The organism is Pseudomonas gingeri (assembly GCF_013386115.1).
In the GTDB taxonomy this organism is placed as follows: Bacteria; Pseudomonadota; Gammaproteobacteria; order Pseudomonadales; family Pseudomonadaceae; genus Aquipseudomonas; species Aquipseudomonas gingeri.
In genome coordinates, this window is sequence record NZ_JACAOR010000001.1 from 667,601 (window position 1) to 692,098 (window position 24,498).

22 protein-coding genes are annotated in these 24,498 nt (G+C 63.7%); 7 read left to right on the forward strand and 15 right to left on the reverse strand.

Features of this window, described 5'->3' with window-relative positions:
* The first annotated feature begins 83 nt into the window (after positions 1 to 83).
* Entirely contained in the window at positions 84 to 1,319 is a 1,236-nt protein-coding gene (locus tag HX881_RS02800) for a hypothetical protein (protein ID WP_177082645.1), read from the forward strand.
* A 30-nt stretch (positions 1,320 to 1,349) separates the two neighbouring features.
* On the opposite strand, the gene HX881_RS02805 is transcribed toward HX881_RS02800, so the two are convergent.
* Entirely contained in the window at positions 1,350 to 2,519 is a 1,170-nt protein-coding gene (locus tag HX881_RS02805) for a PilT/PilU family type 4a pilus ATPase (RefSeq protein WP_042936475.1), read from the reverse strand.
* Between the two features lie 135 nt (positions 2,520 to 2,654).
* Between HX881_RS02805 and HX881_RS02810 the strand changes: the two genes are divergently transcribed.
* Positions 2,655 to 5,189: a PAS domain-containing hybrid sensor histidine kinase/response regulator gene (locus HX881_RS02810; RefSeq protein WP_177082647.1), complete on the forward strand. Its 2,535-nt coding sequence runs from the start codon at positions 2,655 to 2,657 to the stop codon at positions 5,187 to 5,189.
* A gap of 58 nt (positions 5,190 to 5,247) precedes the next feature.
* The gene (locus HX881_RS02815) at positions 5,248 to 5,523 is read left to right on the forward strand and encodes a peptidylprolyl isomerase (RefSeq protein ID WP_007932676.1); all 276 of its coding nucleotides are present in this window, start codon (positions 5,248 to 5,250) and stop codon (positions 5,521 to 5,523) included.
* A gap of 119 nt (positions 5,524 to 5,642) precedes the next feature.
* Here the strand turns inward: HX881_RS02815 and HX881_RS02820 are convergent, their stop codons facing one another.
* From HX881_RS02820 to HX881_RS02855, 8 genes are all read right to left on the reverse strand, one after another.
* Positions 5,643 to 6,569: a sugar kinase gene (locus tag HX881_RS02820; RefSeq protein WP_017128466.1), complete on the reverse strand. Its 927-nt coding sequence runs from the start codon at positions 6,567 to 6,569 to the stop codon at positions 5,643 to 5,645.
* A gap of 111 nt (positions 6,570 to 6,680) precedes the next feature.
* Entirely contained in the window at positions 6,681 to 7,898 is a 1,218-nt protein-coding gene (locus HX881_RS02825) for an amino acid deaminase (RefSeq protein ID WP_017128467.1), read from the reverse strand.
* A gap of 35 nt (positions 7,899 to 7,933) precedes the next feature.
* Complete coding sequence (locus HX881_RS02830; protein ID WP_017128468.1) at positions 7,934 to 8,698, reverse strand: IclR family transcriptional regulator; 765 nt, start codon at positions 8,696 to 8,698, stop codon at positions 7,934 to 7,936.
* A gap of 87 nt (positions 8,699 to 8,785) precedes the next feature.
* Positions 8,786 to 9,172, reverse strand: coding sequence for a RidA family protein (locus HX881_RS02835; RefSeq protein WP_017128469.1), 387 nt, complete (start codon positions 9,170 to 9,172; stop codon positions 8,786 to 8,788).
* Positions 9,173 to 9,193: 21 nt separating this feature from the next.
* Positions 9,194 to 9,985 (reverse strand): amino acid ABC transporter ATP-binding protein, encoded by a 792-nt coding sequence (locus HX881_RS02840; RefSeq protein WP_017128470.1) that lies wholly within the window; start codon positions 9,983 to 9,985, stop codon positions 9,194 to 9,196.
* Positions 9,982 to 10,644, reverse strand: coding sequence for an amino acid ABC transporter permease (locus tag HX881_RS02845; RefSeq protein WP_017128471.1), 663 nt, complete (start codon positions 10,642 to 10,644; stop codon positions 9,982 to 9,984). The genes HX881_RS02840 and HX881_RS02845 overlap by 4 nt, the downstream gene beginning before the upstream one ends.
* Positions 10,645 to 10,653: 9 nt before the next feature.
* Positions 10,654 to 11,316 (reverse strand): amino acid ABC transporter permease, encoded by a 663-nt coding sequence (locus tag HX881_RS02850; RefSeq protein ID WP_177082649.1) that lies wholly within the window; start codon positions 11,314 to 11,316, stop codon positions 10,654 to 10,656.
* 53 nt (positions 11,317 to 11,369) lie between these two features.
* The gene (locus tag HX881_RS02855; RefSeq protein ID WP_017128473.1) at positions 11,370 to 12,218 is read right to left on the reverse strand and encodes a transporter substrate-binding protein; all 849 of its coding nucleotides are present in this window, start codon (positions 12,216 to 12,218) and stop codon (positions 11,370 to 11,372) included.
* 843 nt (positions 12,219 to 13,061) lie between these two features.
* Here HX881_RS02855 and HX881_RS02860 point away from each other — a divergent pair.
* Positions 13,062 to 13,328, forward strand: a complete 267-nt coding sequence (locus tag HX881_RS02860) for a DUF2790 domain-containing protein (protein ID WP_017128474.1) — start codon at positions 13,062 to 13,064, stop codon at positions 13,326 to 13,328.
* A gap of 92 nt (positions 13,329 to 13,420) precedes the next feature.
* On the opposite strand, the gene HX881_RS02865 is transcribed toward HX881_RS02860, so the two are convergent.
* Complete coding sequence (locus HX881_RS02865; protein WP_017128475.1) at positions 13,421 to 14,179, reverse strand: IclR family transcriptional regulator; 759 nt, start codon at positions 14,177 to 14,179, stop codon at positions 13,421 to 13,423.
* Positions 14,180 to 14,275: 96 nt separating this feature from the next.
* Between HX881_RS02865 and HX881_RS02870 the strand changes: the two genes are divergently transcribed.
* From HX881_RS02870 to HX881_RS02880, 3 genes are read left to right on the forward strand one after another with little or no spacing between them, the layout of a single operon-like run.
* Complete coding sequence (locus HX881_RS02870; protein WP_177082651.1) at positions 14,276 to 15,808, forward strand: MFS transporter; 1,533 nt, start codon at positions 14,276 to 14,278, stop codon at positions 15,806 to 15,808.
* Positions 15,805 to 16,833, forward strand: a complete 1,029-nt coding sequence (locus HX881_RS02875; RefSeq protein WP_042936476.1) for an HlyD family secretion protein — start codon at positions 15,805 to 15,807, stop codon at positions 16,831 to 16,833. Before HX881_RS02870 ends, HX881_RS02875 begins: the two co-directional genes overlap by 4 nt.
* Position 16,834: 1 nt before the next feature.
* Entirely contained in the window at positions 16,835 to 18,256 is a 1,422-nt protein-coding gene (locus HX881_RS02880; protein ID WP_177082653.1) for an efflux transporter outer membrane subunit, read from the forward strand.
* 292 nt (positions 18,257 to 18,548) lie between these two features.
* Here the strand turns inward: HX881_RS02880 and HX881_RS02885 are convergent, their stop codons facing one another.
* The 5 genes from HX881_RS02885 to HX881_RS02905 form a co-directional block, all read right to left on the reverse strand.
* Positions 18,549 to 19,067, reverse strand: coding sequence for a GNAT family N-acetyltransferase (locus tag HX881_RS02885; RefSeq protein ID WP_042936559.1), 519 nt, complete (start codon positions 19,065 to 19,067; stop codon positions 18,549 to 18,551).
* A 191-nt stretch (positions 19,068 to 19,258) separates the two neighbouring features.
* Positions 19,259 to 20,629 carry an exopolysaccharide Pel transporter PelG gene (pelG, locus tag HX881_RS02890; protein WP_017128481.1) on the reverse strand — a complete coding sequence of 457 codons (1,371 nt, stop codon included), beginning with the start codon at positions 20,627 to 20,629 and terminating at the stop codon, positions 19,259 to 19,261.
* Complete coding sequence (pelF, locus tag HX881_RS02895) at positions 20,630 to 22,162, reverse strand: GT4 family glycosyltransferase PelF (protein WP_177082656.1); 1,533 nt, start codon at positions 22,160 to 22,162, stop codon at positions 20,630 to 20,632.
* Positions 22,159 to 23,148, reverse strand: coding sequence for a HEAT repeat domain-containing protein (locus HX881_RS02900; RefSeq protein ID WP_177082658.1), 990 nt, complete (start codon positions 23,146 to 23,148; stop codon positions 22,159 to 22,161). The genes pelF and HX881_RS02900 overlap by 4 nt, the downstream gene beginning before the upstream one ends.
* Positions 23,126 to 24,496 carry a PelD GGDEF domain-containing protein gene (locus tag HX881_RS02905; protein ID WP_103032588.1) on the reverse strand — a complete coding sequence of 457 codons (1,371 nt, stop codon included), beginning with the start codon at positions 24,494 to 24,496 and terminating at the stop codon, positions 23,126 to 23,128. The genes HX881_RS02900 and HX881_RS02905 overlap by 23 nt, the downstream gene beginning before the upstream one ends.
* Positions 24,497 to 24,498: the final 2 nt, after the last annotated feature.

Below are 24,498 nucleotides of genomic sequence, written 5' to 3' on the forward strand. Positions count from 1 at the left end.
GTGGAGTTAACTGGATCGGTCACTTGTAGAAAGGCTGTCACAGGTGGGTCAAAGAACCTTTGCTCATCAGGGATGGATCAACCATGGAAAGCCGCCTGCCCCCCCCAACCGCCGCTCTCGTCATCACCGGTGCCTTGTTCGCCGGCCTCACGACCACGTCCACGCAAGCCGCCACCTTTCAACCCGTCGGGCCTGTCAGCGCGACCGCCAGCAGCATCGCGCAATCGGTGAACAGTTCCGGCAGGGTCGTCGGTGCCATCGGTTCCGATACCCCGGGCGGGCCGGATCGCGCCTGGGTCGATCCGGGGGTCGCGCTGACCCCGCTGAATCCCGGCAACTCGTGCCGGGCCAACAGCATCAGCAACGAACCGCAGACAGGGGCTGCCAATCGCATACTCGGCACTTGCACAACCCTCACCGGCGAGGAGAATGTGACAACCTGGTCATCCGCCAACAACAATCCGACGGAAAACAAGCCCCTGTCGCTGCTCGGCACCGGCCTGCTGCCCGATACCAGCGCCCAGGCCACCGCTCGGAGCAAAGTCACGGGTATTACCGCCGGCAGGAGCCTGAACAATGCAGGCCAAGCCGCCTCCGTCGCCTGGAGCCAGGGCAACGCCGTCGCCCTGGCCCTGCTTGGCGTGCCACTGGTGCGCGACAACTGCGTGCCGGTCGCCGTCAACGACCGGGCCTTCAACAACGTCGATATCGCGCTCAATTGCCCCAACCCCGATGGCTCCGTGACGCCAAAGCTTGCCACCAACGGACTGCTCGGCTTTACCGTGGCCAACTTGCCGCTCCCCGCCAACAGTCACTGCGAAGCCGTGGGGGTGAACTCGGTGCGCCAGGTCTTCGGCACCTGCGTCGACCCGGCGACATCCAAACCGACAGCCACCTATTGGGCAACCCCGTCCAGCGTGCCGAAATTGCTGAACATGTCCGGTCATCCGGCGAATCAAGCCAAGTTCGCCAACAACCTGGGTTATGTGGCGGTTACCTACCAATTGGCATCGGGCGGCTTCGGCGCCGGGCTCTGGCATCCAGCCACCAGCCAGATATTCCTCGTCAACCCGGCAGCGAACATCACCTCCCTCGCCATCGCCGCCCTGGCCGACAGCAATCGACTACTGCTGGACCAGACGAACACCGCCCAGGTCATCAGCGGTGCCACCTGGACCGTTGAAAACGGCGTGCAACCCCTGGGGGCCTACCAGGGGCAGCCTGTCAGGGGCATCGATATAGACACCAGCGGCAGCTATGCCGCCGCCACGGCCACTGTCGCGGGGAAAATCGTCGCCCTCAGGGCGGTACTCCCCTGAGCCACGCCCGGGGACGCTGGGTCGCCAGGTTCAACCCGGACCGCGTTCGCCATCGTCCACCAGGCCCCAATCCTTCACATCCAGCTCCCGTGCCGCCACCGGCGGTGCGGGCGGTGTGTTCTGCTGGGCGAGCGCGCCGTTGTCCTGATGCAACTTCAGGCGCAGGCGCAGGTTGTTCACCGAGTCGGCATTCTTCAGCGCTTCCTCTTCGTCGATCGCGCCTTCCACCACCAGGTGGAACAAGGCCGTGTCGAAGGTCTGCATGCCGCTGATCTCGGACTTCTCCATGATGCCCTTGAGCTCGGAAAACTCGTTGCGCTTGATGAAATCGCGAATCGTCGGCGTGCCCAGCATCACCTCCACCGCCGCCCGGCGCTTGCCGTCGGTGGTGCGCACCAGTCGTTGCGAGACAAAGGCCTGCAGGTTGTTGCCCAGGTCGTTGAGCAGTTGCGGGCGACGGTCTTCCGGAAAGAAATTGATGATCCGGTCCAGGGCCTGGTTGGCGTTGTTGGCATGCAGGGTGGAAATCGCCAGGTGCCCGGTGTCGGCAAAGGCCAGGGCATGCTCCATGGTTTCGCGATCACGGATCTCGCCGATCAGGATCACATCCGGAGCCTGGCGCAGGGTGTTCTTCAGCGCCGCATGGAAGCTGCGGGTGTCGACCCCCACTTCACGCTGGTTGATGATCGACTTCTTGTGCCGATGGATATACTCCACCGGGTCTTCGATGGTGATGATATGGCCGCTGCTGTGGCGGTTGCGGTAGTCGATCAGGGCCGCCAGGGAGGTGGACTTGCCCGAGCCCGTGGCGCCGACGAACAGCACCAGGCCACGCTTCTCCATGATGGTTTCCAGCAGGATCGGCGGCAGCTTGAGGTCCTCGAAGCGGGGAATCTCCAGCTTGATGTTACGGGCGACAATCGAGACCTCGTTGCGCTGCTTGAAGATATTGACCCGGAAACGCCCGACACCCGGCAATGACATCGCCAGGTTCATCTCCAATTCCCGCTCGAACTGCTGGCGCTGCTCGGCGTCCATGATACCGTCGGCGATCAGCGCCACCTCCCCGGCCTTGAGGGCTTCGGTGCCCAATGGCTTGAGCACGCCGTTGAACTTGGCACACGGTGGTGCCCCGGTCGACAGGTACAGGTCCGAACCGTCCTGGGCGGCCAGGGTTTTCAATAACGCGTGGATTTCCATGGCAAAGGTGTCCGCAATACAGTCAATTGAGGTTTGAACAATTAATCCGGTGTCATTTCGAATTGGCAATGGTCTACAGCTTGGCGGGATAATAAGCCGCCGCGCAACTCAAAGCTTCACCTTCAAGGCAGGTTTATGAACGGATCGATCCCCGACAACGACGTCGCCACTCTCATGGGCCACCAGGACTGGTCCCACGGCCCCCTGGGCGCCATCGATGGCTGGCCCCAGAGCCTGCGTACCGCAGCGGATATCGTCACCCATTCGCCCATGCCGATGCTGCTGCTCTGGGGCGCACGGCTGGTACAGATCTACAACGACGGCTTCGGGCGCCTGATCGGCGACCGCCACCCACTGGCATTCGGCCGGCCGGCAGACGACACCTGGCCGGATTACCAGGATTTCAACGCGCCGATCTTCCAGGCCGTACTGGAAGGCCAGACCCGCAGCCTGCCGGAGCAGCATTTCGGCGTGCACCACGGCGGGGTGAGAATCGACCTCTGGCTGGACCTGACCTACAGCCCGGTGCGCGATGAACAGGGCAAGGTTGCCGGCATCCTGGTCACCGCGATCGAAACCAACGAACGCCGGCGCCTGGCCCTCGAACTGCAACAGCGCTCCGAAGCCAGCATCAAGGCCCAGCAGGACAGCGAGGAGCGCCTGCAACTGGCAATGGCCGCCACCGGCACCCTCGGCACCTGGGACTGGGATATCGACCAGGACCGCTTCGTCACCGATGCGCGATTTGCCCGGCTGCACGGCGTCGACCCGGCACTGGCGGCGCAGACGCCCCTCAGCGTGTACATGGAGAGCGTTCACCCGGAAGACCGTGGCCTGGTGGCCCGCGGCATCAAGCATTGCCTGGAGAACAACACCGAGCACGCCGAGGAATACCGGGTCCAGGCCAACGGCCAGATACGCTGGGTGTTCGCCCGTGGCCGTTGCTACCAGGGCCCCCACGGCCGGGCCCAGCGCTTTGTCGGCGCGGCCCTGGACATCACCGAGCGCAAGCACAGCGAACAGGCCCTGCGCCAGAGCCAGACCGAGCTGCAACTGGTGATCAATGCCGTGCCCGCGCTGATCGGCTATGTCGACCGCGAGGAACGCTTTCGCCTGAACAACAGCGCCTATCTCGACTGGTTCGGCAAGACGCCCCAGGAACTCTACGGCAAGACCTTGCGCGAAGTGCTCGGCGAGCACGCCTACGCCCAGCGCGCCGAGCATATCGCCGGCGCGCTGGCGGGCAAGGCCTGCAGTTTCAGCGTCGACAGCCCGCACCGCGACGGCCGCGACCGGCATGCGGCGATGCGCTACCTGCCACGTTATGGCCAGGACGGAGCGGTCAACGGTTTCTATATCTTCGTCAGCGACGAAACCGAGCGCAAACAGACCGAAGAGGCCCTGCGCAACCTCAATGAAACCCTCGAAGAGCGCGTGGCCCAGCGCACCCAGGCGCTGGCCGAGTCGAACCAGCGCCTGCAGAACGAAATGTTCGAGCGCGAGCGCGCCGAAGATGCCCTGCGCCATGCCCAGAAGATGGAAGCGGTCGGCCAGTTGACCGGCGGTATCGCCCACGACTTCAACAATATGCTGACCGGGATCATCGGCAGCCTTGACCTGATGCAGCGCTACATCGCCGCCGGGCGCAGTACCGAGATCGGCCGTTTTGCCGATGCCGCGGTCAGTTCGGCCCAGCGCGCGGCGGCCCTGACCCACCGCCTGCTGGCCTTCTCCCGCCGGCAATCGCTGGACCGCAAGCGCATCGACCCGAACCAGCTGGTGCACTCGCTGGAAGAACTGTTCAGTCGCACCAAGGGCGCCCATATCGAACTGCAGGTCCGCCTGGGCCAGGATATCTGGCCGGTGAACACCGATACCGGGCAGTTGGAAAGCGCCCTGCTCAACCTGGTGATCAATGCCCGCGATGCGATGCCAGACGGCGGCACGCTGTTGATCGAGACGGCCAACAGCTACCTCGACGGCAGTGATATCAGCACCCTGGAGTCGGTCAAGGCCGGGGATTACGTGATGATCGGCGTCAGCGACAACGGCACCGGCATGAGTCCGCTGATCCTGGCCAAGGCCTTCGATCCGTTCTTCACCACCAAGCCCATCGGCCAGGGTACCGGCCTGGGGCTGTCGATGATCTATGGTTTTGCCCAGCAATCCGGCGGCCATGTCACGCTGCAAAGCGAGCCCGGTGCCGGCACCTGCGTGCGTCTTTACCTGCCGCGTTTCCATGCCATGGCCGACGAAGCGCTACCCGCGCCCGACCACCCGCAGTCGCCGACGGCCGCCGCCGACGAATCGGTGATGGTGGTGGAGGACGATCCGGCGGTGCGCATGCTGGTGCTCAACGTGCTGGACGAGCTGGGCTACACCGTCCATCCGGCCGCCGATGCGCGCACCGCCCTGCCGTTGCTGGAGTCGTCGCTGCGCATCGACCTGCTGGTGACCGATGTCGGCCTGCCGGGGATGAACGGCCGGCAGCTGGCCGAGATCGCCCGCCAGCATCGGCCGGGACTCAAGGTGCTGTTCATGACCGGTTATGCGGAGAAAGCCGCCGAGCGCCAGGGTTTTCTCGAAGAAGGCATGGACCTGATCGCCAAGCCCTTTACCCTGGATCTGCTGGCCAACCGGGTGCGCGACATGATCGGCCACGCGGACTGATCTTCAGGCATAATCGCGCGCCCTGTCGTCCGCCCCACCGTTTCAAGGTAACCCGTCAATGAAAGCCCAAGCCCGTCATATCCTGGTCAAGACCGCCGAGGAAGCCGAACAGCTCAAGCAGCGCATCGCCAAGGGCGAAGCGTTCGATGTCCTGGCCAAGAAATACTCCACCTGCCCTTCGGGCAAGCGCGGCGGCGACCTGGGGGAAGTCCGCCCGGGGCAGATGGTCGGCGCGATTGACCAGGTGATCTTCAAGAAGCCGTTGCGTACTGTGCACGGACCGATCAAGAGCAAGTTCGGTTATCACCTGGTGCAAGTGTTCTACCGCGACTGAAGCGCAGAACCGCGTCATCGTTCTTCGCGGGCAAGCCCGGCTCCCACGGATCGTAGTCGTGTGGGAGCCGGGCTTGTCGGGACGCCGCATCGCCGCGAAGAGGCCCGCAGGAACGACACTCAACTTCGGGGAATCAACGCCCCGCGCACCTGGATCACCCGGCTCGCCAGCCGATGCCCGGCCAGCGCGGCCTGCTGCGGATCGCCGCCGGTCAGGCGACTGGCGAGATACCCGGCACTGAACGAATCCCCGGCCGCCGTGGTGTCCACCACGGTCTCGACCTTTTGCGCGGGCACTTCGAACGCCTCGCCGTCACAGCGGATCAAGCAACTCTCGGCACCGCGCTTGAGCACCACTTCCGACGTGCCGATCTGCTCGTAGGCACTGAATACCGCCGTGCCGTCGGCATGGTCGAACAGTGCCTGCTCGTCTTCCAGGGTCAGCAAGGCCAGGTCGACATACGGCAGGATCGAACGATAAGCCGCGCGTGCCTGTTCGACACCCGTCCAGAGACGCGGCCGATAGTTGTTGTCGAAGACGACCCGGGTGTCGCCACGACGAGCCTCCTGCAGCACCGCAATCAGCTTCTCCCGGCCAAGCTCGCCGAGCACTGCCAGGGTGATGCCGCTGAAATACAGCACATCGTAGTCCGGCAGCGCCGCGAGGATCGGCACCGCCGCCGGCGTGGTGAAGCAATCGCGGACCGCCGCCTCGTTGCGCCAGTAGAGGAAACGGCGTTCGCCACGGGCGTCGGTCTGGATGCAGTAGAGGCCGGGCAACCGTCCGGGCAGGCGCTGGACCTTGTCCAGGCCGATCCCCTCTTCGGCCCAGATCCGGCACATGGCGTCGCTGAAGCTGTCGTCCCCCAGGGCCGTGACGTAATCCACCGAGCCGCGGCCGGCCAGTTCACGGCTGAGATAGACCGCGGTGTTCAGGGTGTCGCCGCCGAAGCTCTGCTGCAGGCTGCCATCGGCGTGTTGTTGCAGTTCGATCATGCATTCGCCGATCAGGGCGATGCGCGGTGGTGGCAGGTTCAGGGTGCTCATACGGAATAATCTCGCGGTATCGGGGCGGGGCTCTTCGCGGCAGTCCGGCAAGCCCGCCCCACAAGTGTCGAGCCTTGTGGGAGCGGGCTTGCCCGCAAAAGCGCTATTCCCTCAGAAACAGGTGTCGAAGGTCTCGATCACGCTCAGTTGCTCATCGACAATGCAGCCGACGCGCCACTTGTCGAAGGTCAGGCACGGGTGGGAGGTGCCGAACGAAACGATATCCCCGACCCGCAGCTCGCAGCCTGGCGCCACGGTCATGAAGGCATGCTGGTCCATCACCGCCGTGACCTTGCAGGCGCTGACGTCCTCGCCCGCTGCCGGCACCACGCCAGCCTTGTAGCGCAGCAACGGCACCGGCAGGCCGGCGTCGAACGCCACATCGCGCTTGCCCAGGGCGATCACCGCGAAACCCGGCTCGGGCATCGACTGCACATGGGCCCAGACTTCCAGTGCCGGACGCAGACCTTCGCCGAGGTCGCCACGACGATGCAGCACACAGCACTGGGCCTCCTTGTAGATGCCATGATCGTGGGCCACGTAGCTGCCGGGGCGCAGCACGCTGAGGAAACGCCCGTCGGCATCCTGGGCCTCGAACTCTTCGGCGATCAGGTCGTACCAGGCCGAACCCGAGGCCGTGATGATCGGCTTGCCGATATCGAACGAACCGCTGTTCTGCAAATGCACCGCCAGGCGCACCAGCGAGCCGGCGAAGGCGCGGATGCCGCTGACGGCCTCGTCGCCGTGGATCACCCCCTCATAACCTTCGATACCGGTCAGCGCCAGGGCCGGCTGGGCCTTGATCGCCTTGGCCAGATCCAGCACTTCCTGTTCGCTGCGGCAGCCGCAACGCCCGCCGACCACGCCATATTCGATCATCACATTGAGCCGCAGGCCGCGCCCGGCGAAGAACTCGCCCAGGGCCGCGACATTGTCCGGATGATCGACCATGCAGTGGAACTCGAACTGCGGATCGGCCAGCAACTCGGCGATCAACGCCATGTTCGCCGTACCGACCAGCTGGTTGGCCATCAGCACCCGCCGCACACCGGCGGCATAGGCCGCGCGGGTCTGTACCGCCGTGGCCAGGGTCAGGCCCCAGGCGCCCTGGGCCAACTGACGCTGAAACAGTGCCGGGACCATGCTGGTCTTGCCGTGGGGCGCCAGTTCGGCACCGCTGCGGCTGACGAAGTCCTGCATCCAGCGGATATTGTGTTCCAGCGCTTCGCGGTGCAGCACCAGGGCCGGCAGGCTGACGTCACGGACCAGTTGGGCACCGACGGCGGCCGCGCCTTTCTCCACGGCGGGAATGTTCATGGCAACAGGCATTTCAGACTCCTTGACAGGCACGGCCGCAGCCGCGGCTATTCGTTGATACGACGGGCCAGGTTGTTCGCGCTGTCGATCAGCACCCGGCGATAGTCGTTGTAGTTTTTCTTCGCATCGGCCCGTGGCGCGACGATACACAAGGTCGCGATGCAGATGCCGCGCTCGTCCTTGACGGGCGCGGCGAAACAGTGGGTAAAGGTGTCGGCGACGCTATCGAAGGAAAAGAACCCGTCGATACCGGCCTGGCGGATTTCCCCGAGGAACACCTCCAGTGGCAGGCGCTGGCCGTCCGGCAGGATAAAGTCGTCGTGGTCGATCAGGTCGATGATTTCCTGGTCGCTCAGGTGCGCCAGCAGCAGGCGCCCGGACGCGGTCCACGGAATCGGCGCGTTTTCACCGATATCCGAGGAGATACGGAAATGCCGCTCGCCCTCCTTCATCAGCGCCACGGTGTACTTGCGCCCGTTGAGCAGGCACATCTGTGCGGTTTCGTGGGTCTGGCTGACGATTTCCTGCAGGGCGTGATCGGCCTCGCGACTGAGATCGAAATGACGCAGGTGGGCCTGGCCGAGGAAATACAGCTGGCGGCCCAGGTAGACATGCCCCTCCTTGCCGACTGTTTCCAGGATCCGTCGCTCCAGCAGCGACGCCACCAGTTCGTAGACCGTGGACTTGGGGCTGCCGATGCCGCTGGCGATATCGTTGGGGCGCAATGGCTGGCCGATTTCCTTGAGGTAATCGAGGATATCGAACGCCCGGTCCAACCCTTTTGCCCGGCGCTTGATGGTGTCTTCGGTCATGTCAGTGCAATCCCATTGAAAAATTGCCGGGGAGTTTACCCATTGTCCCGCGCCGACCGTTAGGCCGCTTTCGCGGCCCTCAGGCGATCACTTCTTCTTGTACGCGATGCAGTCGATCTCGACCTTGCAGTCGACCATCATGTTTGCCTGCACACAGGCCCGCGCGGGGGCGTGTTCAGGCTTGAAGTACTCGGAAAAGACCTTGTTGAAGCTCCAGAAATCCCGTGGATCTTCCAGCCAGACGCCGGCGCGCACCACGTCTTCCAGGCCATAACCGGCTTCTTCGAGAATCGCGATCAGGTTCTTCATGGTCTGGTGCGTCTGCTCGACGATACCGCCGACAATGATTTCACCATTGAGTGCCGGTACCTGGCCGGACACATGCAGCCAACCATCGGCTTCGACGGCACGGGCGAAAGGACGAGGCTGACCGCCACCCGCGGTGCTGCCGGTGCCGTAACGAGTAATGCTCATGATGTTCTCCTTGAATGAAAGTTAAAAACGCGTGTTCTTGAGGAACTCCGCGAGACGCGGCGATTGCGGACGCTCGAACAGTTCTTTGGGTGGTCCCTGTTCTTCAATGCGCCCCTGGTTCATGAAAACGATCTTGTCCGAGACTTCGAAGGCAAAGCGCATCTCGTGGGTGACCAGCAACATGGTCATGCCCTCCTCGGCCAGGCCCTTGATCACCGCCAGCACTTCGCCGACCAGTTCCGGATCGAGGGCCGAGGTCACTTCGTCGAACAGCATCAGGCTCGGGTTCATCGCAATGGCCCGGGCAATCGCGACGCGCTGCTGCTGGCCACCGGACAACTGCCCCGGGAAGTGATCGCGGCGCTGTAGCAGGCCGACCCGGTCCAGCCATTTTTCTGCCAGGGCGACGGCCTGGTCCTTGGGCAGCTTTTTCACCTTGAGCAGGCCCAGGGTGACGTTCTGCAAGGCGGTCAGGTGCGGGAACAGGTTGAACTGCTGGAACGCCATGCCGGTCATGGCCCGATGCTGGGCGATGACTTTTTCCGGGTGGCGAACGCGCTTGCCGTTGACTTCGCTGTAGCCGATGGACTCGCCATCGAGGGTGATCTGCCCGCCCTGGAACTCTTCCAGCAGGTTCACGCAGCGCAACAGCGTGGTCTTGCCCGAGCCGCTGGAGCCGATCAGCGTGACCACGTTGCCACGCTGCATTTCCAGGTCGACGCCCTTGAGCACTTCGACCTGGCCGTACTGTTTGTGCAGGCCGCGAATGCTGAGCAGCGCTTGCTTGTCGTTTTGACTGGTAGTCGGAATCATGGCAACGCCACCCGCTTTTCAATATGCCGACCGAGCAGTTCGATGGCGTAGTTGATGATGAAGAACAAGAACCCTGCGAACAGGTAGAACTCCAGGGTCATGAAGGTCCGCGCGATCACCTGCTGGGTGCTGAGCAGCAACTCGGCGACACCGATCACCGACAGCAGGGTCGAGGCCTTGACGATCTCGGTCGACGAGTTGACCCAGGTCGGCAGGATCTGCCGCAGTGCCTGGGGCAGCAGCACGTAGCCGAGGGACTGGTAGAAGGTCAGGCCGATGGCCTTGCCCGCTTCCAGCTGGCCACGGGGGATCGCCTGCAGCGAACCCCGGACGATTTCCGCGACGTGGGAGCCGCAGAACAGCGTCAGGCCCAGGGCACCGGCCTGGAACGCACTGATCTGCCAGCCCAGCGCCGGGGCCATGTAGAAGCAGGCCAGCACCAGGACAAACACCGGGGTGCCGCGGATCAGGTCGACATACAGGCGGAACGGCACGCGCATCCAGAACCTGCCGTAGGTCAGCACCAGCCCGGCGACGATACCGATCAGCGTGCCGCAGACAATGGCCAGGGCCGAACACTGCACGCTGGTCAGAAAGCCCTGCCACAGGGTGTCCCGGGCGACCCACAACTCATGCAGCCAGCTTGGGGATTCGTACATGGGAGACTCCTAGCGGCGAATCGCCAGACGCTGTTCGAGGTAACGCAGCATCATGGCAATGAGGTAACAGGCAACCACGTAGAGCGCGGTGGTGACCATCCAGGTTTCGATCACCCGGTAGCTCTCCACGTTGATCTTGCGGGCGTAATAGGTCAGCTCCGGCACGGCGATGGCCGCGGCCAGGGAGGTGTCCTTGAACAGCGAGATGAAGTTGTTCGACAGCGCCGGCAACACGTTGCGCAACATCACCGGGACGGTCACGTAGGCCCGCACCTGCCATTCGCCGAGGCCGATCGCCAGCCCGGCCTCGCGCTGGCCCTTGGGAATGCTCAGCAGGCCGGAACGGAACACTTCGGTCAGGTAGGCACCGGCGTACAACGACAGGGTGATGATGAACGAGGGGATCTTGTCCAGCCGGATGCCCAGGCTGGGCATGGCGAAGTAGATCAACAGGATCAGCACCAGGATCGGCGTGTTACGGATCACCGTGACATACACCGAAGCCACCACCCGCAATGCGCGATGCCTGCTGAGCAAGGCAAACGCCATCATCAGGCCGATCACGCAGCCGATGGCAATCGACAGCAGGGCCAGTTCCAGGCCCAGGCCAAGCCCTGCCAGCAAGCTGGGGAAATCGCGCCAGACGGCGGCAAAGTTCAACTGATAGTTCATGGTTCAGAGTACCTTCGACAAGGCGCCGCCAGCGGCGCCCTGCCCTTGACGGATCACTTGAATTCGACGGGGAAACCGATCTCCGGGGACGGCAGGTCCACGCCGAACCATTTCTTGAAGGACGCCGCATAGGTCGGGAACTCGACGCCGGTCATGGATTCATGCAGGGCGGTGTTGACGAAGTTCAGCCAGTCCTGGTCGCCGCGCTTGACCGCGCAGGCGTAGGTTTGCGGGCTCCAGGCGTAGGCCGGGCTGCGGTAGCGGCCAGGGTTCTGCACCATCAGGTACTTGACCGAGGACTGGTCGGTGGCGGCGGTGTCGGCACGACCGGAGTTCACGGCCTGGTACATCAGGTCGACGCTGTCGTACTGGTCGACCTTGGCCTGTGGCAGCGCCTGGTGCACCAGTTCTTCGGCATACACGTTCTGCAGCACGGCCACGGTGACCTTGTCGCCGGCGGCCTTCAGGTCATCGATTTCCTTGTACTTGCTGTTGACGGGCAGCAGCAGGCCAACGCCCTCGCGGTAGTACGGCAGGGTGAACGCCACCTGCTGGGCGCGGCTGGCGGTCACGGTGATGAACTGGCAACTGATGTCGACCTTGTCGGTCAGCAGGTTGGGAATCCGTGCGTCGGAAGACTGCACCACGTACTCGACCTTGCTCGCATCATTGAACAGGCCCTTGGCGATCATCGCGCCGATATCGATATCGAAGCCCTGCAACTTGCCATCCGCACCCTGGAAGTGCCACGGCGCGTTGGTGCTGCCGGTGCCGACGATCAGGTGTCCGCGCTTGAGTACGCTGTCGAGCTTGCTGTCGGCAGCCTGGGCGGCCCCGGCCACGACCGCCGTGGCGGCAAAAAGAAAAGCACACGCTTTGAACAAGGAAGGTACGCGATGCATGACGTTGCACTCCGATGATGTGTATTCCGTTATAACGGAACTTAGTATGTAACAACGGAATAGAGAGCAGAAAGTGTGCCACAGGAACCTGACATCACCTAGCCATACGAAAAAGGCCATACGAATCAAACAGATAGAATTTTCCAGGAAAACACTGTTACGGGAGGTGGCAAAGCACAGTGCTACGGAAAGCAACGTGACAGTGGGTGCCAAGGCCCCAAAGCAGTGCGCAGGTGGGTGATTTCGGGGCGGGCGCCCCTGGGTGGCGAGGGAGGGTTACAGGTCGGGACAGGAGGGTTCGAAGCGCTTTGCGCGTGCACCCGGCGTTGAAGGCGTTCTCAAGCTGGCCGGCATTGCACAGGCACCGAAACAACCTCAGCCGAATTGAGCACTCACTGGGGCAAAACGTTCTGCAAGGGAGCGGATTGCCGGTGCTTCAACGCAGCACCATCACCAGCAACACGGCAAACACCAGCAGAACCGCTGCCATCCCGGCCATGTACAGTACGAATCCTCTAGCCACGCTGATCACCTGAATTGAATTTCGCCGGGGCCTGCCGTTTTTTTGACCCTATTGGCAGGCATTGGTGAATTCTAGCAATGAGCGGCATGTTTTTGACATTAACTTTCGTATGAATCCTTTGGTATTCCGATCAATGGCGATTGGCCACTTGCTGATTCCGTTAGCTACCTAATAAAAAGCCCTACACTTAATTCAGGGTTAATCCCGGCAATGGAAAGTGAAATCGACCGCGTCAGCGCAGAGCCTTTCTGTCGCCCTCCGCGGCATGTTCAACGCATCGGGTGTTGAACGGAACCTCAAGCCTGCTTCGGAGATACATCATGAAACTTCGTACCCTGCTGATGACCAGTGCCCTGGCCCTGACCGCCGTTGCCGGCGTGGCCCAGGCCGACACCAGCGCCGCGCCCCAGGCGGTGCCCTATCACTACGGCATGCCACTGAACATCGACAAGCTGATCTCCATGACCGAACAGCCCACTTCGGTCTGCAAGGTGATCAACGCCGATATGAAGTTTGTCGACAAGGCCGGGAAGATCGAGGACGTTACCTATCGCAAGATGTCGCAAGCCTGCGATTTCAATAACTGATACCAGCGCTTTCAGGAGTGGGCCCGCCCACGCAGCTTCCCTGATCGTTCCCACGCTCTGCGCGGGAACGATCGAAGCCCCTGTGGGGCGGCTTATCTGACGCTGTCAAAAGCCTTCAGCATGGACTTCTGCGTAGCCAGCAGACACTCGCGCACCTCATCGCGCGCGCCTTCAAGACGCACCGACGGCGCCACCACGCACAAGGCGTAGGCCGTCTGGTCGATCACCAGCTCGACGCCCATCGCACTGACGCCCGGCATATGCCCGTCGGCGTCGAACGCCACGCCCGTGCGCCGCACATGCGCCAGCTCCGCCAGCAGGTCCGGCAGGTGGGTCTGGGTCCTCGGCGTCAGACTCTTGAGATTTTTCCCCAACAGTTGCGTCACCGCCTCGTCGCTCATGCGCGCCAGCAGCACCTTGCCCCCCGAGGTCGCATGCATGGTCAGGAACGAGCTGGCATCCGGCACCACCCGCAACGGCTGGTTCGACACGGCCATCTGCAGGATCAGCAACTCGGCGCCGCTGGCATGCAACAGGACCACGGTCTCTCCGGTTTCACGGGATAACTGCTCCAGATAAGGCCGGGCCTTTTGTGTCACATCGACATGGCTGTGGGAGGCCAGGCGCATCAGGGCCGGCCCCAGCCGTACGCCGGCCGGTCCCTGGATTTCCAGCAACTGCTCCAGGGCCAGCGCGTCCACCAGGCGCTGGACCGTCGAGCGCGGCAAGTCGATGCGCTTGGCGATCGCTCCCAGGCTCAGGCCACCCGGTTCGTTTTCCAGGCAGCGCAGGATCGCCGCCGCTCGGGCGATGACCTGGATGCTGCCGCGTTCAGTTTCAGGCACTGACATGGATATTGCTCCTCTGTACCACTGAATGATACAGTGTACCGAATTATTGGCAGCGGTCACGTTTTCACGCAACCGCCTCTCACAGGATTTGCGTGCATGGTGTCCCCCCTTCCCCCGCCACCCGCGGCAGTACCGTTCGACCGGCGCCTGATCATCGGGCTGGTGGGCGTACTGATTGCGGCCTTGACCTCGGGTATCAACGATCGGGTCACCGAACTCGCCCTCGCGGATGTGCTGGGCGTGTTCGGCATCGGCCATGACGAGGGCACATGGATCAGCGCATTGTATGCAGCCGCGGAGGTCTCGGCGATGCTGATCGCACCCTGGCTGGCAGTGACCTTTTCCCTGCGGCGCTTCGCCATGGCCATGACCCTGGCCTTCAGCTTCTTCGGTGTGCTGTGCCCGCTGGCGCCCAACCTCGACGTGCTGTTGCTGCTGCGGGTGTTGCAAGGCCTGGCGGGCGGCGCCCTGCCGCCGCTGCTGATGACCGTGGCCCTGCGATTCCTGCCGTGGCACTACAAGTTGTACGGGCTGTCGGCCTACGCGATGACCGCGACCTTCGGCCCGAATATCTCCCTGCCCCTGGCCGCCGCCTGGACCGAAAACCTCGACTGGCGCCTGGTGTTCTGGCAGATCGCCCCCTTCGGTCTGCTCGCCACCGCCTTTATCGCCTACGGCATTCCGCAGGACCCGCTGCGCCTGGAGCGTTTCAGGCAGGCCGATTGGCGTGGCGCGTTGCTCGGCTGCGGTGGCCTGACGATGCTGGTGATCGGCCTGATGCAGGGTGAACGCCTGGACTGGCTGGAGTCGCCACTGATCTGCCTGCTGCTGGGCGGAGCGGCCATCTGCCTGCCGCTGTTCCTGCTCAATGAGTGGTTCCATCCGCTGCCGCTGTTCAAGGTGCAACTGCTCGAGCGCCGCAACTTCGCCTATGGCATCGCTACCCTGGCACTGTTCGTGATGGTGTCGATGTCGGGGGTCGCGCTGCCCGCCAACTACCTGGGCCACATCCAGGACTATCGGGCTGCCCAGACCATGCCCCTGGCGCTGCTGATCGCCCTGCCACAACTGCTGCTGGCGCCGCTGGTGGCAACCGTGATCAACCGCAACTGGGTCGACTCGCGCTACGTGATCGCCTGTGGCCTGGTCCTGATGACACTCGCCTGTCTCGGGGGCTCGTACCTGACCAGCGCCTGGGTACGCGAGGATTTCTATGGGCTGCAACTGTTGCAGACCTTCGGCCAGCCGATGATCGTCGTCCCCCTGCTGATGACCGCCACCGGGGTGATCCAGCCCATGGAAGGTCCCTTCGCCTCGGCCATGGTCAATTCGATTCGCGGCCTGGCCTCGGTGATCGGCGCGGTACTGCTGGAAAACTTCATCACCGCCCGCCAGCACCGGCACTCCAATGTCCTGGTGGACCAGTGGGCCTCCAGCCAGCAGGCCCTGGCCCCGCTACTGGAAGAACAACCGATCGCGGCCATGGCCGGCCGCCTGCGTGAACAAGCCTTCATCTTGAGCTTCAGCGATGCCTTCCTGGCAATCATCGGGCTGATCGCGATCCTGGCGATTCTCCTGCTGACCCTGCCGACCCGGCCCTTCCCACCTCAACCACCGAAAATGCCATGAAACCCAGACTCTCTCTCAGCCTGGTCGGGGGCGCCGTGCTCCTGGCCGTGGTGTATACCGGCTATCACCTGTTCCACAGCGATGGTGCACAAAGCACCGACGACGCCCGTGTCAGCGCCGACTCGGTGCTGATCGCCCCGCAAATCGCCGGGGTGGTGAGCAAGGTGGCGGTGGCCGACAACCAACCGGTCAAGGCCGGCCAGTTGCTCCTGGAAATCGACGCCCGCGATTACCAGGCCGCGCAGGCTGCCGCCATCGCCGCGGTCAACGCCGCCCAGGCCCAGGTGAAGAACCTCGCCGCGGAACTGGAGCGCCAGGCCACGCTGATCACCCAGGCCGACGCGACCCTGCGCTCGACGGCGGCGTCCCTGCGCTTTGCCGAGGCCAATGCGCAGCGTTATCGCAACCTCTCCAGTGCTGGCGCGGGAACCCGCGAAGAACAGCAAAAGGCCGACGCCGATCTGGCCCGCTGGCAAGCGGCGCGCGACCATGACGCGGCGGCCACGCTGGAACAGCAGAAGAACCGGGAGGTGCTCAAGGCTCGCCTGGAAATGGCCGAGGCGGCGGTGCAGCAGGCGCATGCGACACTGGTCCAGGCCGATCTGAATGTCTCCTACACCCATGTGGTCGCTCCCCGCGACGGACTGATCGGCCAGCGCAGCGTCCGGGTCGGGGCCTATGTCGCCCCGGGCAAGGCGGTGATGGCCGTGGTCCCGGTCAGCGATGCCTATGTCGTCGCCAACTTCCGCGAGACCCAGTTGGCCCATATGCGCCCCGACCAGGCGGTGGACATCAGTATCGACAGTTTCCCCGACCGCACCTATCGCGGCCATATCGACAGCCTGGCCCCGGCCACCGGGCTGAGCTTTTCCGCGATTGCCCCGGACAACGCCACCGGCAACTTCACCAAGGTGGTGCAACGGATCCCGGTGAAAATCGTCTTCGACCACGACCAGTCGGGCCTGGACGACTTGCGCGTGGGCATGTCGGTGATCGCCCGGGTCATCACTGAGGGGAGCCGATAGCATGCGTGGCTATTTTTGCCTGCTGGCCTTCGCCGGGCTCGGCGCCTGCAGTGTCGGCCCGGACTTCACCACGCCCCGTGCCGAACTGCCCGACGCCTGGAGCGTCGCGCCGCAGGACGTACGCAGCAATGCGGCGGCCCAGGCCATCGACGTGAACTGGTGGCGGCAGTTCGACGACCCGCTGCTGTCAGAGTTGGTCGAACGCTCTGCGCGCGCCAACTTCGATGTGCGCACCGCCAATGAGCGCCTGCTGCAAAGCCGCGCGGCCCGGCAAGTCGCCGGCGGCGAACAGTTGCCCGGTGTCTCCGCTTCCGGCAGTTACCAGCGTGAACGCAACAGCGCCACCGGCCTGCTGGATGCGTCGAACAACAATGGTCGCTCGCCCTTCGATCTGTGGACCCTGGGCCTGGATGCCAGTTGGGAAGTCGATCTGTGGGGCCATGTGCGGCGCGGCCTGGAAAGCGCCGATGCGGCGGTCGACCTCAGCCAGGCCCAGCGCAACGGCGTGTTGCTCAGCGTCGCCGCCGAGACCGCCGACGACTACCTGCGCCTGCGCGGCACCCAGGCACGCCTGGAGGTCGCCCGGCAGAACCTCGATATCGCCCGGCAAAGCCGCGACCTGACCCAGACCCGCTACGACAACGGTGTCACCACCCGGCTCGACACCGCCAACGCCGCCGCCCAGGTCGCCGATATCGAAGCCCGCCTGCCCCTGCTGGAAGCGCAACAGGCCCGGCTGATCAATGCCCTGAGCTACCTGCTCGGCGAACAACCGCGCAGCCTCAGCGCACGACTGTCGCCGGCGGCAGCGATTCCGCTGCCACCGACCCGGGTACCGGTCGGCCTACCCTCGGAACTGGCGCAACGCCGCCCGGACATCCAGCAGGCCGAAGCCACCCTGCACCGGGCCACCGCCGCCATCGGCGTGGCAAAGGCCGACTTCTATCCGCGGGTCAGCCTCGGCGGCAGTTTCGGCTTCCAGACCCTGGAAGGTTCGGACATCGGCAGTTGGGGCTCACGACAGTGGAACTTCGGCCCCAGCCTCTACCTGCCGATCTTCCAGGGCGGTCGCCTGACCGGGACCCTCGAACTGCGTGAACACCAGCAGCAGGAAGCGGCGCTGAACTACCAGCGCACGGTGCTCGGGGCCTGGCACGAAGTGGACAATGCCCTGACCGACTACAGCGCCGAACAGCGCCATCATGCCTCGCTGGAGGAAGCCGTGAGGCAGAACCGCATCGCCCTGGACAGCGCCCGGCAACGCTACAAGGAAGGCGCCATCGACTTTATCAATGTGCTCGGGGTACAGCGCGCGTTGATCGCCACCCAGAGCGCCCTGGCCGACAGTTCGACCAAGGTGTCGACCGATCTGGTGCAGTTGTACAAGGCTCTCGGTGGTGGCTGGCCGCAGACGGTGTTGTGACAGCAGGTTTTTGTCGGCACGGGTTTGTGTGAAAGAGCGCTTGTATGGGAATGGCCCTGTGTGGGAGCGGGTCACTGTGACGATGGATTACTGTGGGATTGGATCATTGTGGGAGCGGGCTTGCCCGCGAAGGCGTCCTCAAGAGCGCTGAAAAGCTTCGCGGGCAAGCCCGCTCCCACATAGAACCTCTTCTACATAGAACCTCTTCTACATAGAACCTCTTCTACATAAAACCTCTTCTACATGAAACCTATCCAACATGTCCCTCACCTACTCCCACAGAGGTTGTCTATCAACCCTGCCGGCGCAAGCGCGCCATATTCAGGGTGTCCACCAATCGGCCGTCGCGAATCGCGTAGTCACGCATCACGCCTTCGTCCTCGAAGCCGAACTTGCGGTACAGGCCCTGGGCCGCTGCGTTATCGGCATACACGCAGAGCTCGACCCGCTGCAGGTTCATCCAGTTGTCCGCCACCTCCAGCACCGCTGCCAGCAGTTGCGAACCGACGCCCTTGCCCTGCCAGGCGGTGGCAACGCCCATCGCGACGGTGCCGGCATGGCTACGTCGCACGCGGGCGTATTGCTCCAGCGAGCAACTGCCGATCACCACGCCCTCATGCAACGCCACCAGCGAAAGCAGGCGTTCGTTGTCCTGACGCTGGATCAGGCGCTGACGCCAGACCTCGACGGACTGGAACGGCATCTGCAGCACCTGGCGGCAAACGGCGGGCTCGTTGTAGAGCGCGGTGATGCCTTCGAGATGGGCTTCACGAAAACGCTCGATCACGATGGAGGGGGTGTCGGCAGGCATCGTTTTTTCATCCATAAAAACAACAAGGCCAGCCAGTGTAGAGGGATTGGCGACAGGCTGGCAAAGCCTGCACCCAGGATTGCGGGATCGTTCCCATGCTCTGCGTGGGCATGCAGCCTGTGACGCTCTGCGTCACAAGAACGGACGCAGAGCGTCCAGGGAGGCGTTCCCACGCTGGAGCGTGGGAACGATCAGCGTGACAGCATGAAAGTCTCGTATTCCAGGTCATCCAGCGCGGTCGACAACCGCGCCAGCCCCAGCAGTACGCAAACCAGCAGCGAAAAGGTGAAGCCATAGCCGAAGAAACTCGGGCCCAGGTACAGGCTGAGCAGGGTCAACGCCGCGTTGAGCGCCACGAACAACAGGCACAGTTCCAGTACGATCGCCCGTTTGTCGAGGTAGAAAAACACGTTGAGAATCGCCATGAACACCACCTGGATGCTCACGCCGATCAGGTCGATATAGAACAGCGGCAGGTAGTAGCTGGACATCCCCAGCCATTCCAGCAGGCGTGGGCCGAAGAGAAACAGCAGGACCACCGTCAGGCCCTGGACCTTGCAGATTTCCAGCAGGCCCTGGCGGATCGAGAAGGTCATCTCGGCCTTCAGCGAGCCGATATGCTGCAGGGTCTCGCCGTCGCGTACCGCACGGAACAGGCGGTCGTACCATTCGGCAAAGTCGGTTTCGATCCGGACCAGGAACACCGCCATGCCGGGAATGATCGCCAGGTAGGCGAGGAAGATCGGCAAATCGTAGAGAATCGAGGCACGCATCGGCCCGATCACCTGGCTCGACGTTTCCGGGTTGAACCAGAAGATGAACTTGTCGATCCAGATCCCCAGGTTGTAGCAGAGCCCGGTCAGCAGCAGGCTGACAAACACCTGGCGCCGGTCGAGGAAGTCGAAGGCCACCAGTTTCTCGGCCCGGTATTCGCGCAGGATATCGTAGAGAAACAGGAACAGCAGCGTGCTGTGGCCCAGCAACAGCGCCAGCAGCAGCCCTTCCATGCCCATGTAGCGCAGGAAGAACGCACTGCCGACCATCAGCGCATAGCCCACCAGCATCACCAGCAGGATGCGGTTATAGGCCTTCATCCCGGAAAGGAAGATGATCACCAGCCAGAGGTTGCACAGCACGACGAAATTGGCCAGGGTCAACAGCCGGTAGACCAGCGGCTGGTCGAACAGCGTGGTCAACAGGATGATGCCCAGCAGCCCGGAACCCAGGGTCACCAGCAACAGCACCCCCACCAGGTTCGGCAGGATCTGCTCGTACCTGCGTTCGAACAGGCGGTCGGAGACGAAGCGGGTGAAGAACAGCTGCAAACCGCCGGTGAGGATCAGCGACGTTGCCATCAGATAGGTCACGGTGATCAGGAACTGACGGATCAGCACTTCCGGGACCACCAGGCCGAGGCTGATGATCCCCACCAGCATCACGCTCAGAATCGACAGGACCCAGGGCCCGGAGCTGATCAGGCCCGCATAGACATAGGCGTGCAGCGTCGCCGTGTAGGAGTCGCGCGAGAGAATCTTGCGCAGTTCGAAACCGATGCCGGCCATTTATCCGATCTCCCTTTGTGCAGTGCCCATGGCCGTCTGATAAAGCGTGCGATAACGGTCGATCATCAAGGTCTCGCTGTAGTAACGATGAACCCGCAACAGGCCCGCCGCCTGGGCGGACTTCCAGCGTTCGGGGCTGCGCAGCAGGTCGATGATCGCCTGGGATGTGGCCTGCGGATCGGCGATGGCCACCACCTCCCCGGCCAGGCCGAGATCGCGGTCGGCCGCTTCGCCGCCCTCGATCAGCTCGCGGCAGGAACCGACGTCGCTGCTGACCACCGGGGTACCGGCGGCCCAGGCTTCGAGGATCACCAGGGGCTGTGCCTCGCTGATGGAGGTCAACACCATCAGGCCCAGTTGCGGCAGGATCTCCTGGATCTTCTGGAAACCGAGGAACAGCACCTTTTTCTCCAGCCCCAGGCTCGCCACCAGGCTGCGACATTCGGCGACGTACTCGGGGTCTTCCTCTTCCGGCCCGACGATCCAGCCCTCGACCTGGGGCATGACGCTGACCACTCCGCGCATGGCCCGCAGGAAAGTCTTCACGTCCTTGATCGGCACCACACGACCGATCAGGCCGACCACCGGCGCGATCCCCTCGGCCCGCGCATTGAGGGCCTGGGTCCAGAGTTCCAGGTTGATCCCGTTGGGAATCACCTGGGTTCGCTCGACCGGCGCACCATCCTTGATCTGCCGTTGGCGGTTGCCGTCGTACAGGGCAATGATCTGGTCGGCACTCTCGTACACCAGATGGCCGATGCGCTCGAAGAAACGTACCCAGAGCATGCGGATATAGCCGGAGCCGGCGTCCATGCTGTCGTTGAGCGCCTGGTTGCTGCTCTCGGCGATCCAGCTGGCCTGGGCCAGGTCGATCTTGCGCTCCTTGGTGTAGATACCATGCTCGCTGAGCAGGAACTGGCAGCCCCACAACTGCTTGAGGATGCAGCCCACCAACCCGGCATAGCCGGTGGAAATCGAATGCAGCACCCGTGCCCGCGGCATCCGCCGGGCGGCGTCGGCCAGCATCAGCAGCGGCGACTGCATGGTTCGCAGGGTCCAGAAGTAGTTGACGAAGGACGGATCGGCGCAATGCTGCTCGTAGCCTTCGGTCAGCGCCTCCCAACTGGGGCGACTGTAGAGCACGTCGTCCAGGGTGATCCTGCCTTGGGCCAGGGCATCGAGCACGCCAAAGCCCAGCTCGGCCGCGGGCTTCTCCGGATTGTGCAGGTAGCGGTAGAGGTTGCTCAGCTCCTCGAGGGAAGCGGTGTGAGCGATACGCTTGTGCTTGGGGTTGCGCCAGGCTTCCTCCAGGTACACCTCTTCGATATGCACCACGTTGGGCGGAATCTCGTAGCGGCGCTGGCCGTAGGCCTCGCGCTGGCCGCCGATGAACAGTACGGAAAAGGTCAGTTGCGGCAGCCCGAGGATCATCTGGTGGATCCAGCCGGACACACCGCCGCGCACATAGGGCCAGGTGCCTTCGAGCAACAGGCAGACATCGGCCATGGGGATCGGCTCAACGGGCTTTTTCATGTCCAGGTCCTTACCAGCCCGGCAAAGGGCGGACGTTGTTGCATCTCCAGCGGCAGGCTTTTCAGCAGTCCGGGAATCTCGGCATAGCGCCCGGTCTCAAAGGCGATTTCGGCACGGAACGGGACGACCTTGGCCGGGTCCATCCCCGCTTCCTGGGCCTGGTGCATATGCAGCCGCGCCTTGCCGATATCGCCGCGCTCCAGGGCGATACGCCCCGCCAGCAACAGCAGCTCGCCACCCTCGCCCGCTTTCAGCGCCAGTTCGGCATGCTCCCCCGCCTGGCCGAGCACGTGCTGCTGGACACTGCCCTGGGCCAGGCCCAGGTAGGCCAGTTCCCAGTACCAGCGGGCCAAGGTGCCGTGCAAGGCACCGGCCTTCTGCGCCGAGGCGCCGGCCAACTGCTCCAGGGAGGACTGGATCCGCTGGTTGATATCGCTTTCCTGCTTGTCCAGCATCGAGTAAGCCAACAGGCGCACGTCATCGCTCGGATCGCCCAGGGCCAGCTTGAGAATCGGCACCGCCTCCTTGCCCGGCATGCGCCGGGTGGCGAGCAATGCCGCCAGGCGCTGGTCCGGATCAGGGGCATGACGCAGCACATCCTGCAGGCCGCTGTCGCCAAAGGTCGGCGAGTGCAACTGGGTCTGCGCACGGAACGGCAGGTCGGGAATCCCCACTGCCTGCCACATCTGCGTTTCGCGCTTGCGCGGCAGGTACAGCGCCGGAAAGATCGCCGCGATCACCCCGACAGCGCCGATCAACGGCACAAAGAACGCCAGGCTGAAAATGAACAGCGGGCTCCACGGCAACGGCCTGCGATAGCGCGCCGGCAACAACAGCCACACCGCCGCCGTCAGCAGGCCGCAGGCGATGCCGTGGGTCATTGCGTACAGGAGCGCGATCTGCAGGTCGGGCAGCTGTGCCGTCAGACTGGCCCAGCTCCCCGCCTCGAAAAACAGCGCCCCGCTAAACAGCCACTTGCTGAACATTCAGGCCACACTCGTTATGCAGGAAGTTGCGCAAGCCGTCCCGTTGCCGGGCCGACTCCAGATCGTAAGGCAGCACGTTCACCCCCAGGCCGGCGAGGTCGACGGTCATGCCAAAATGCTCGTGGATCAGCTTGCCCAGACGGGCCATATAGCCTTCGGCGCCCTCGGCACTGGTCAGCGGCAGCAGCACCAGCAACAGCGCATGCCCGCGGTCGTTGACCAGGGTCAGGTGCAGGTCGAGACCACGCTGGCTGCGCTCGAACAACCGGGCCAGTTCATCGTTGGGCTGGGTCAGCTCGAACGCATAGAGGCAGCCGGACAGGCCATGGCGCTCGACATCCACCAGCGAACGCTTGAGCTGGCGGGTGAAGTGCTGGGCGTCGGCACTCTCCAGTTGCAGGACTTGCGGATCGTAATGCAGCAAATCGGCGATATGCCCGGCGAGCAAGGCCAGCAGGCTGAGGGTGCGCTCCTGGAAGGCAAAGAACGGCATCTGGCGCACGGCGAGAATCGCCAGCATCCGGCCGTGGGTATCCACCAGCGGAATACAGGCCTGCAATGACGACACCGCGGCCTGGCCGCCGGCATCGATCAGCTCTTCACGCACGCTCACCAGTTCCTCGCGTTCGAGGCACAGGCGCACCAGCAGGTCCTTGTTGTCCAGCGGGCCCATGGTCCCGGTGGCCGCCAGCAGGGTCAGCACCGGCGCGGTGCCGCGCGCCTGCTCCACCCGGTACAGCCCGGCCACCCGCAGCGAGCCGTACTGGCCGAGCAGGGTCAGTACCGGCTCGGCCAGCAGGATCAGCGAGTCATCGCCATTGGGCGCCGCGCGCAAGCGGTCCCGCAGGCCCAGCAGCGAACTGCGCAGGCTCTGGTCGCTACCGGCCAGACGCTGCTCCAGGCGATCGTGGGACACCCGCAGGATCTGGTGTGCCCGGGTGAAGTCGTCGAGCCGGTACTGGCGATACTCGTTGGCCATCTGCAAGCGCAGCAGCCGCCGTTCCCACAGGTCGCGCACTTCGCCCACGAGCATGCCGCAGACCAGCACCCCGACAATGTAGGACGGCGCAACCTGCGCATAGCCTTCCAGCCCCGCCTGGCGCAGGACGAAGAATGCCGCCACCAGCAGGCTGGCGCTGATCAGGCCACGGACAAAACCGTAGCGCACACCCAGCAACAGCGGTGCCAGCACCGACCAGGGAAATTCACCCTGTACCTGCAGCGGGTCCTCCGGCGTCAACCAGAGACCGAAGCCGATGACCAGCGCGGTCACCAGGAAGGTTTCCAGCCATGACGCCGGACCGCTGGCGCGGGGCGCCAGTACGTAGTCCATGTGGGGAGAGTTCATCG

Bases quoted from the DNA above. Each gene is read 5' to 3' on its own strand.
- HX881_RS02800 (WP_177082645.1), top strand. From the start codon at position 84: ATGGAAAGCCGCCTGCCCCCCCCAACCGCCGCTCTCGTCATCACCGGT.
- HX881_RS02805 (WP_042936475.1), bottom strand. From the start codon at position 2,519: ATGGAAATCCACGCGTTATTGAAAACCCTGGCCGCCCAGGACGGTTCG.
- HX881_RS02810 (WP_177082647.1), top strand. From the start codon at position 2,655: ATGAACGGATCGATCCCCGACAACGACGTCGCCACTCTCATGGGCCAC.
- HX881_RS02815 (WP_007932676.1), top strand. From the start codon at position 5,248: ATGAAAGCCCAAGCCCGTCATATCCTGGTCAAGACCGCCGAGGAAGCC.
- HX881_RS02820 (WP_017128466.1), bottom strand. From the start codon at position 6,569: ATGAGCACCCTGAACCTGCCACCACCGCGCATCGCCCTGATCGGCGAA.
- HX881_RS02825 (WP_017128467.1), bottom strand. From the start codon at position 7,898: ATGCCTGTTGCCATGAACATTCCCGCCGTGGAGAAAGGCGCGGCCGCC.
- HX881_RS02830 (WP_017128468.1), bottom strand. From the start codon at position 8,698: ATGACCGAAGACACCATCAAGCGCCGGGCAAAAGGGTTGGACCGGGCG.
- HX881_RS02835 (WP_017128469.1), bottom strand. From the start codon at position 9,172: ATGAGCATTACTCGTTACGGCACCGGCAGCACCGCGGGTGGCGGTCAG.
- HX881_RS02840 (WP_017128470.1), bottom strand. From the start codon at position 9,985: ATGATTCCGACTACCAGTCAAAACGACAAGCAAGCGCTGCTCAGCATT.
- HX881_RS02845 (WP_017128471.1), bottom strand. From the start codon at position 10,644: ATGTACGAATCCCCAAGCTGGCTGCATGAGTTGTGGGTCGCCCGGGAC.
- HX881_RS02850 (WP_177082649.1), bottom strand. From the start codon at position 11,316: ATGAACTATCAGTTGAACTTTGCCGCCGTCTGGCGCGATTTCCCCAGC.
- HX881_RS02855 (WP_017128473.1), bottom strand. From the start codon at position 12,218: ATGCATCGCGTACCTTCCTTGTTCAAAGCGTGTGCTTTTCTTTTTGCC.
- HX881_RS02860 (WP_017128474.1), top strand. From the start codon at position 13,062: ATGAAACTTCGTACCCTGCTGATGACCAGTGCCCTGGCCCTGACCGCC.
- HX881_RS02865 (WP_017128475.1), bottom strand. From the start codon at position 14,179: ATGTCAGTGCCTGAAACTGAACGCGGCAGCATCCAGGTCATCGCCCGA.
- HX881_RS02870 (WP_177082651.1), top strand. From the start codon at position 14,276: ATGGTGTCCCCCCTTCCCCCGCCACCCGCGGCAGTACCGTTCGACCGG.
- HX881_RS02875 (WP_042936476.1), top strand. From the start codon at position 15,805: ATGAAACCCAGACTCTCTCTCAGCCTGGTCGGGGGCGCCGTGCTCCTG.
- HX881_RS02880 (WP_177082653.1), top strand. From the start codon at position 16,835: ATGCGTGGCTATTTTTGCCTGCTGGCCTTCGCCGGGCTCGGCGCCTGC.
- HX881_RS02885 (WP_042936559.1), bottom strand. From the start codon at position 19,067: ATGCCTGCCGACACCCCCTCCATCGTGATCGAGCGTTTTCGTGAAGCC.
- pelG (WP_017128481.1), bottom strand. From the start codon at position 20,629: ATGGCCGGCATCGGTTTCGAACTGCGCAAGATTCTCTCGCGCGACTCC.
- pelF (WP_177082656.1), bottom strand. From the start codon at position 22,162: ATGAAAAAGCCCGTTGAGCCGATCCCCATGGCCGATGTCTGCCTGTTG.
- HX881_RS02900 (WP_177082658.1), bottom strand. From the start codon at position 23,148: ATGTTCAGCAAGTGGCTGTTTAGCGGGGCGCTGTTTTTCGAGGCGGGG.
- HX881_RS02905 (WP_103032588.1), bottom strand. From the start codon at position 24,496: ATGAACTCTCCCCACATGGACTACGTACTGGCGCCCCGCGCCAGCGGT.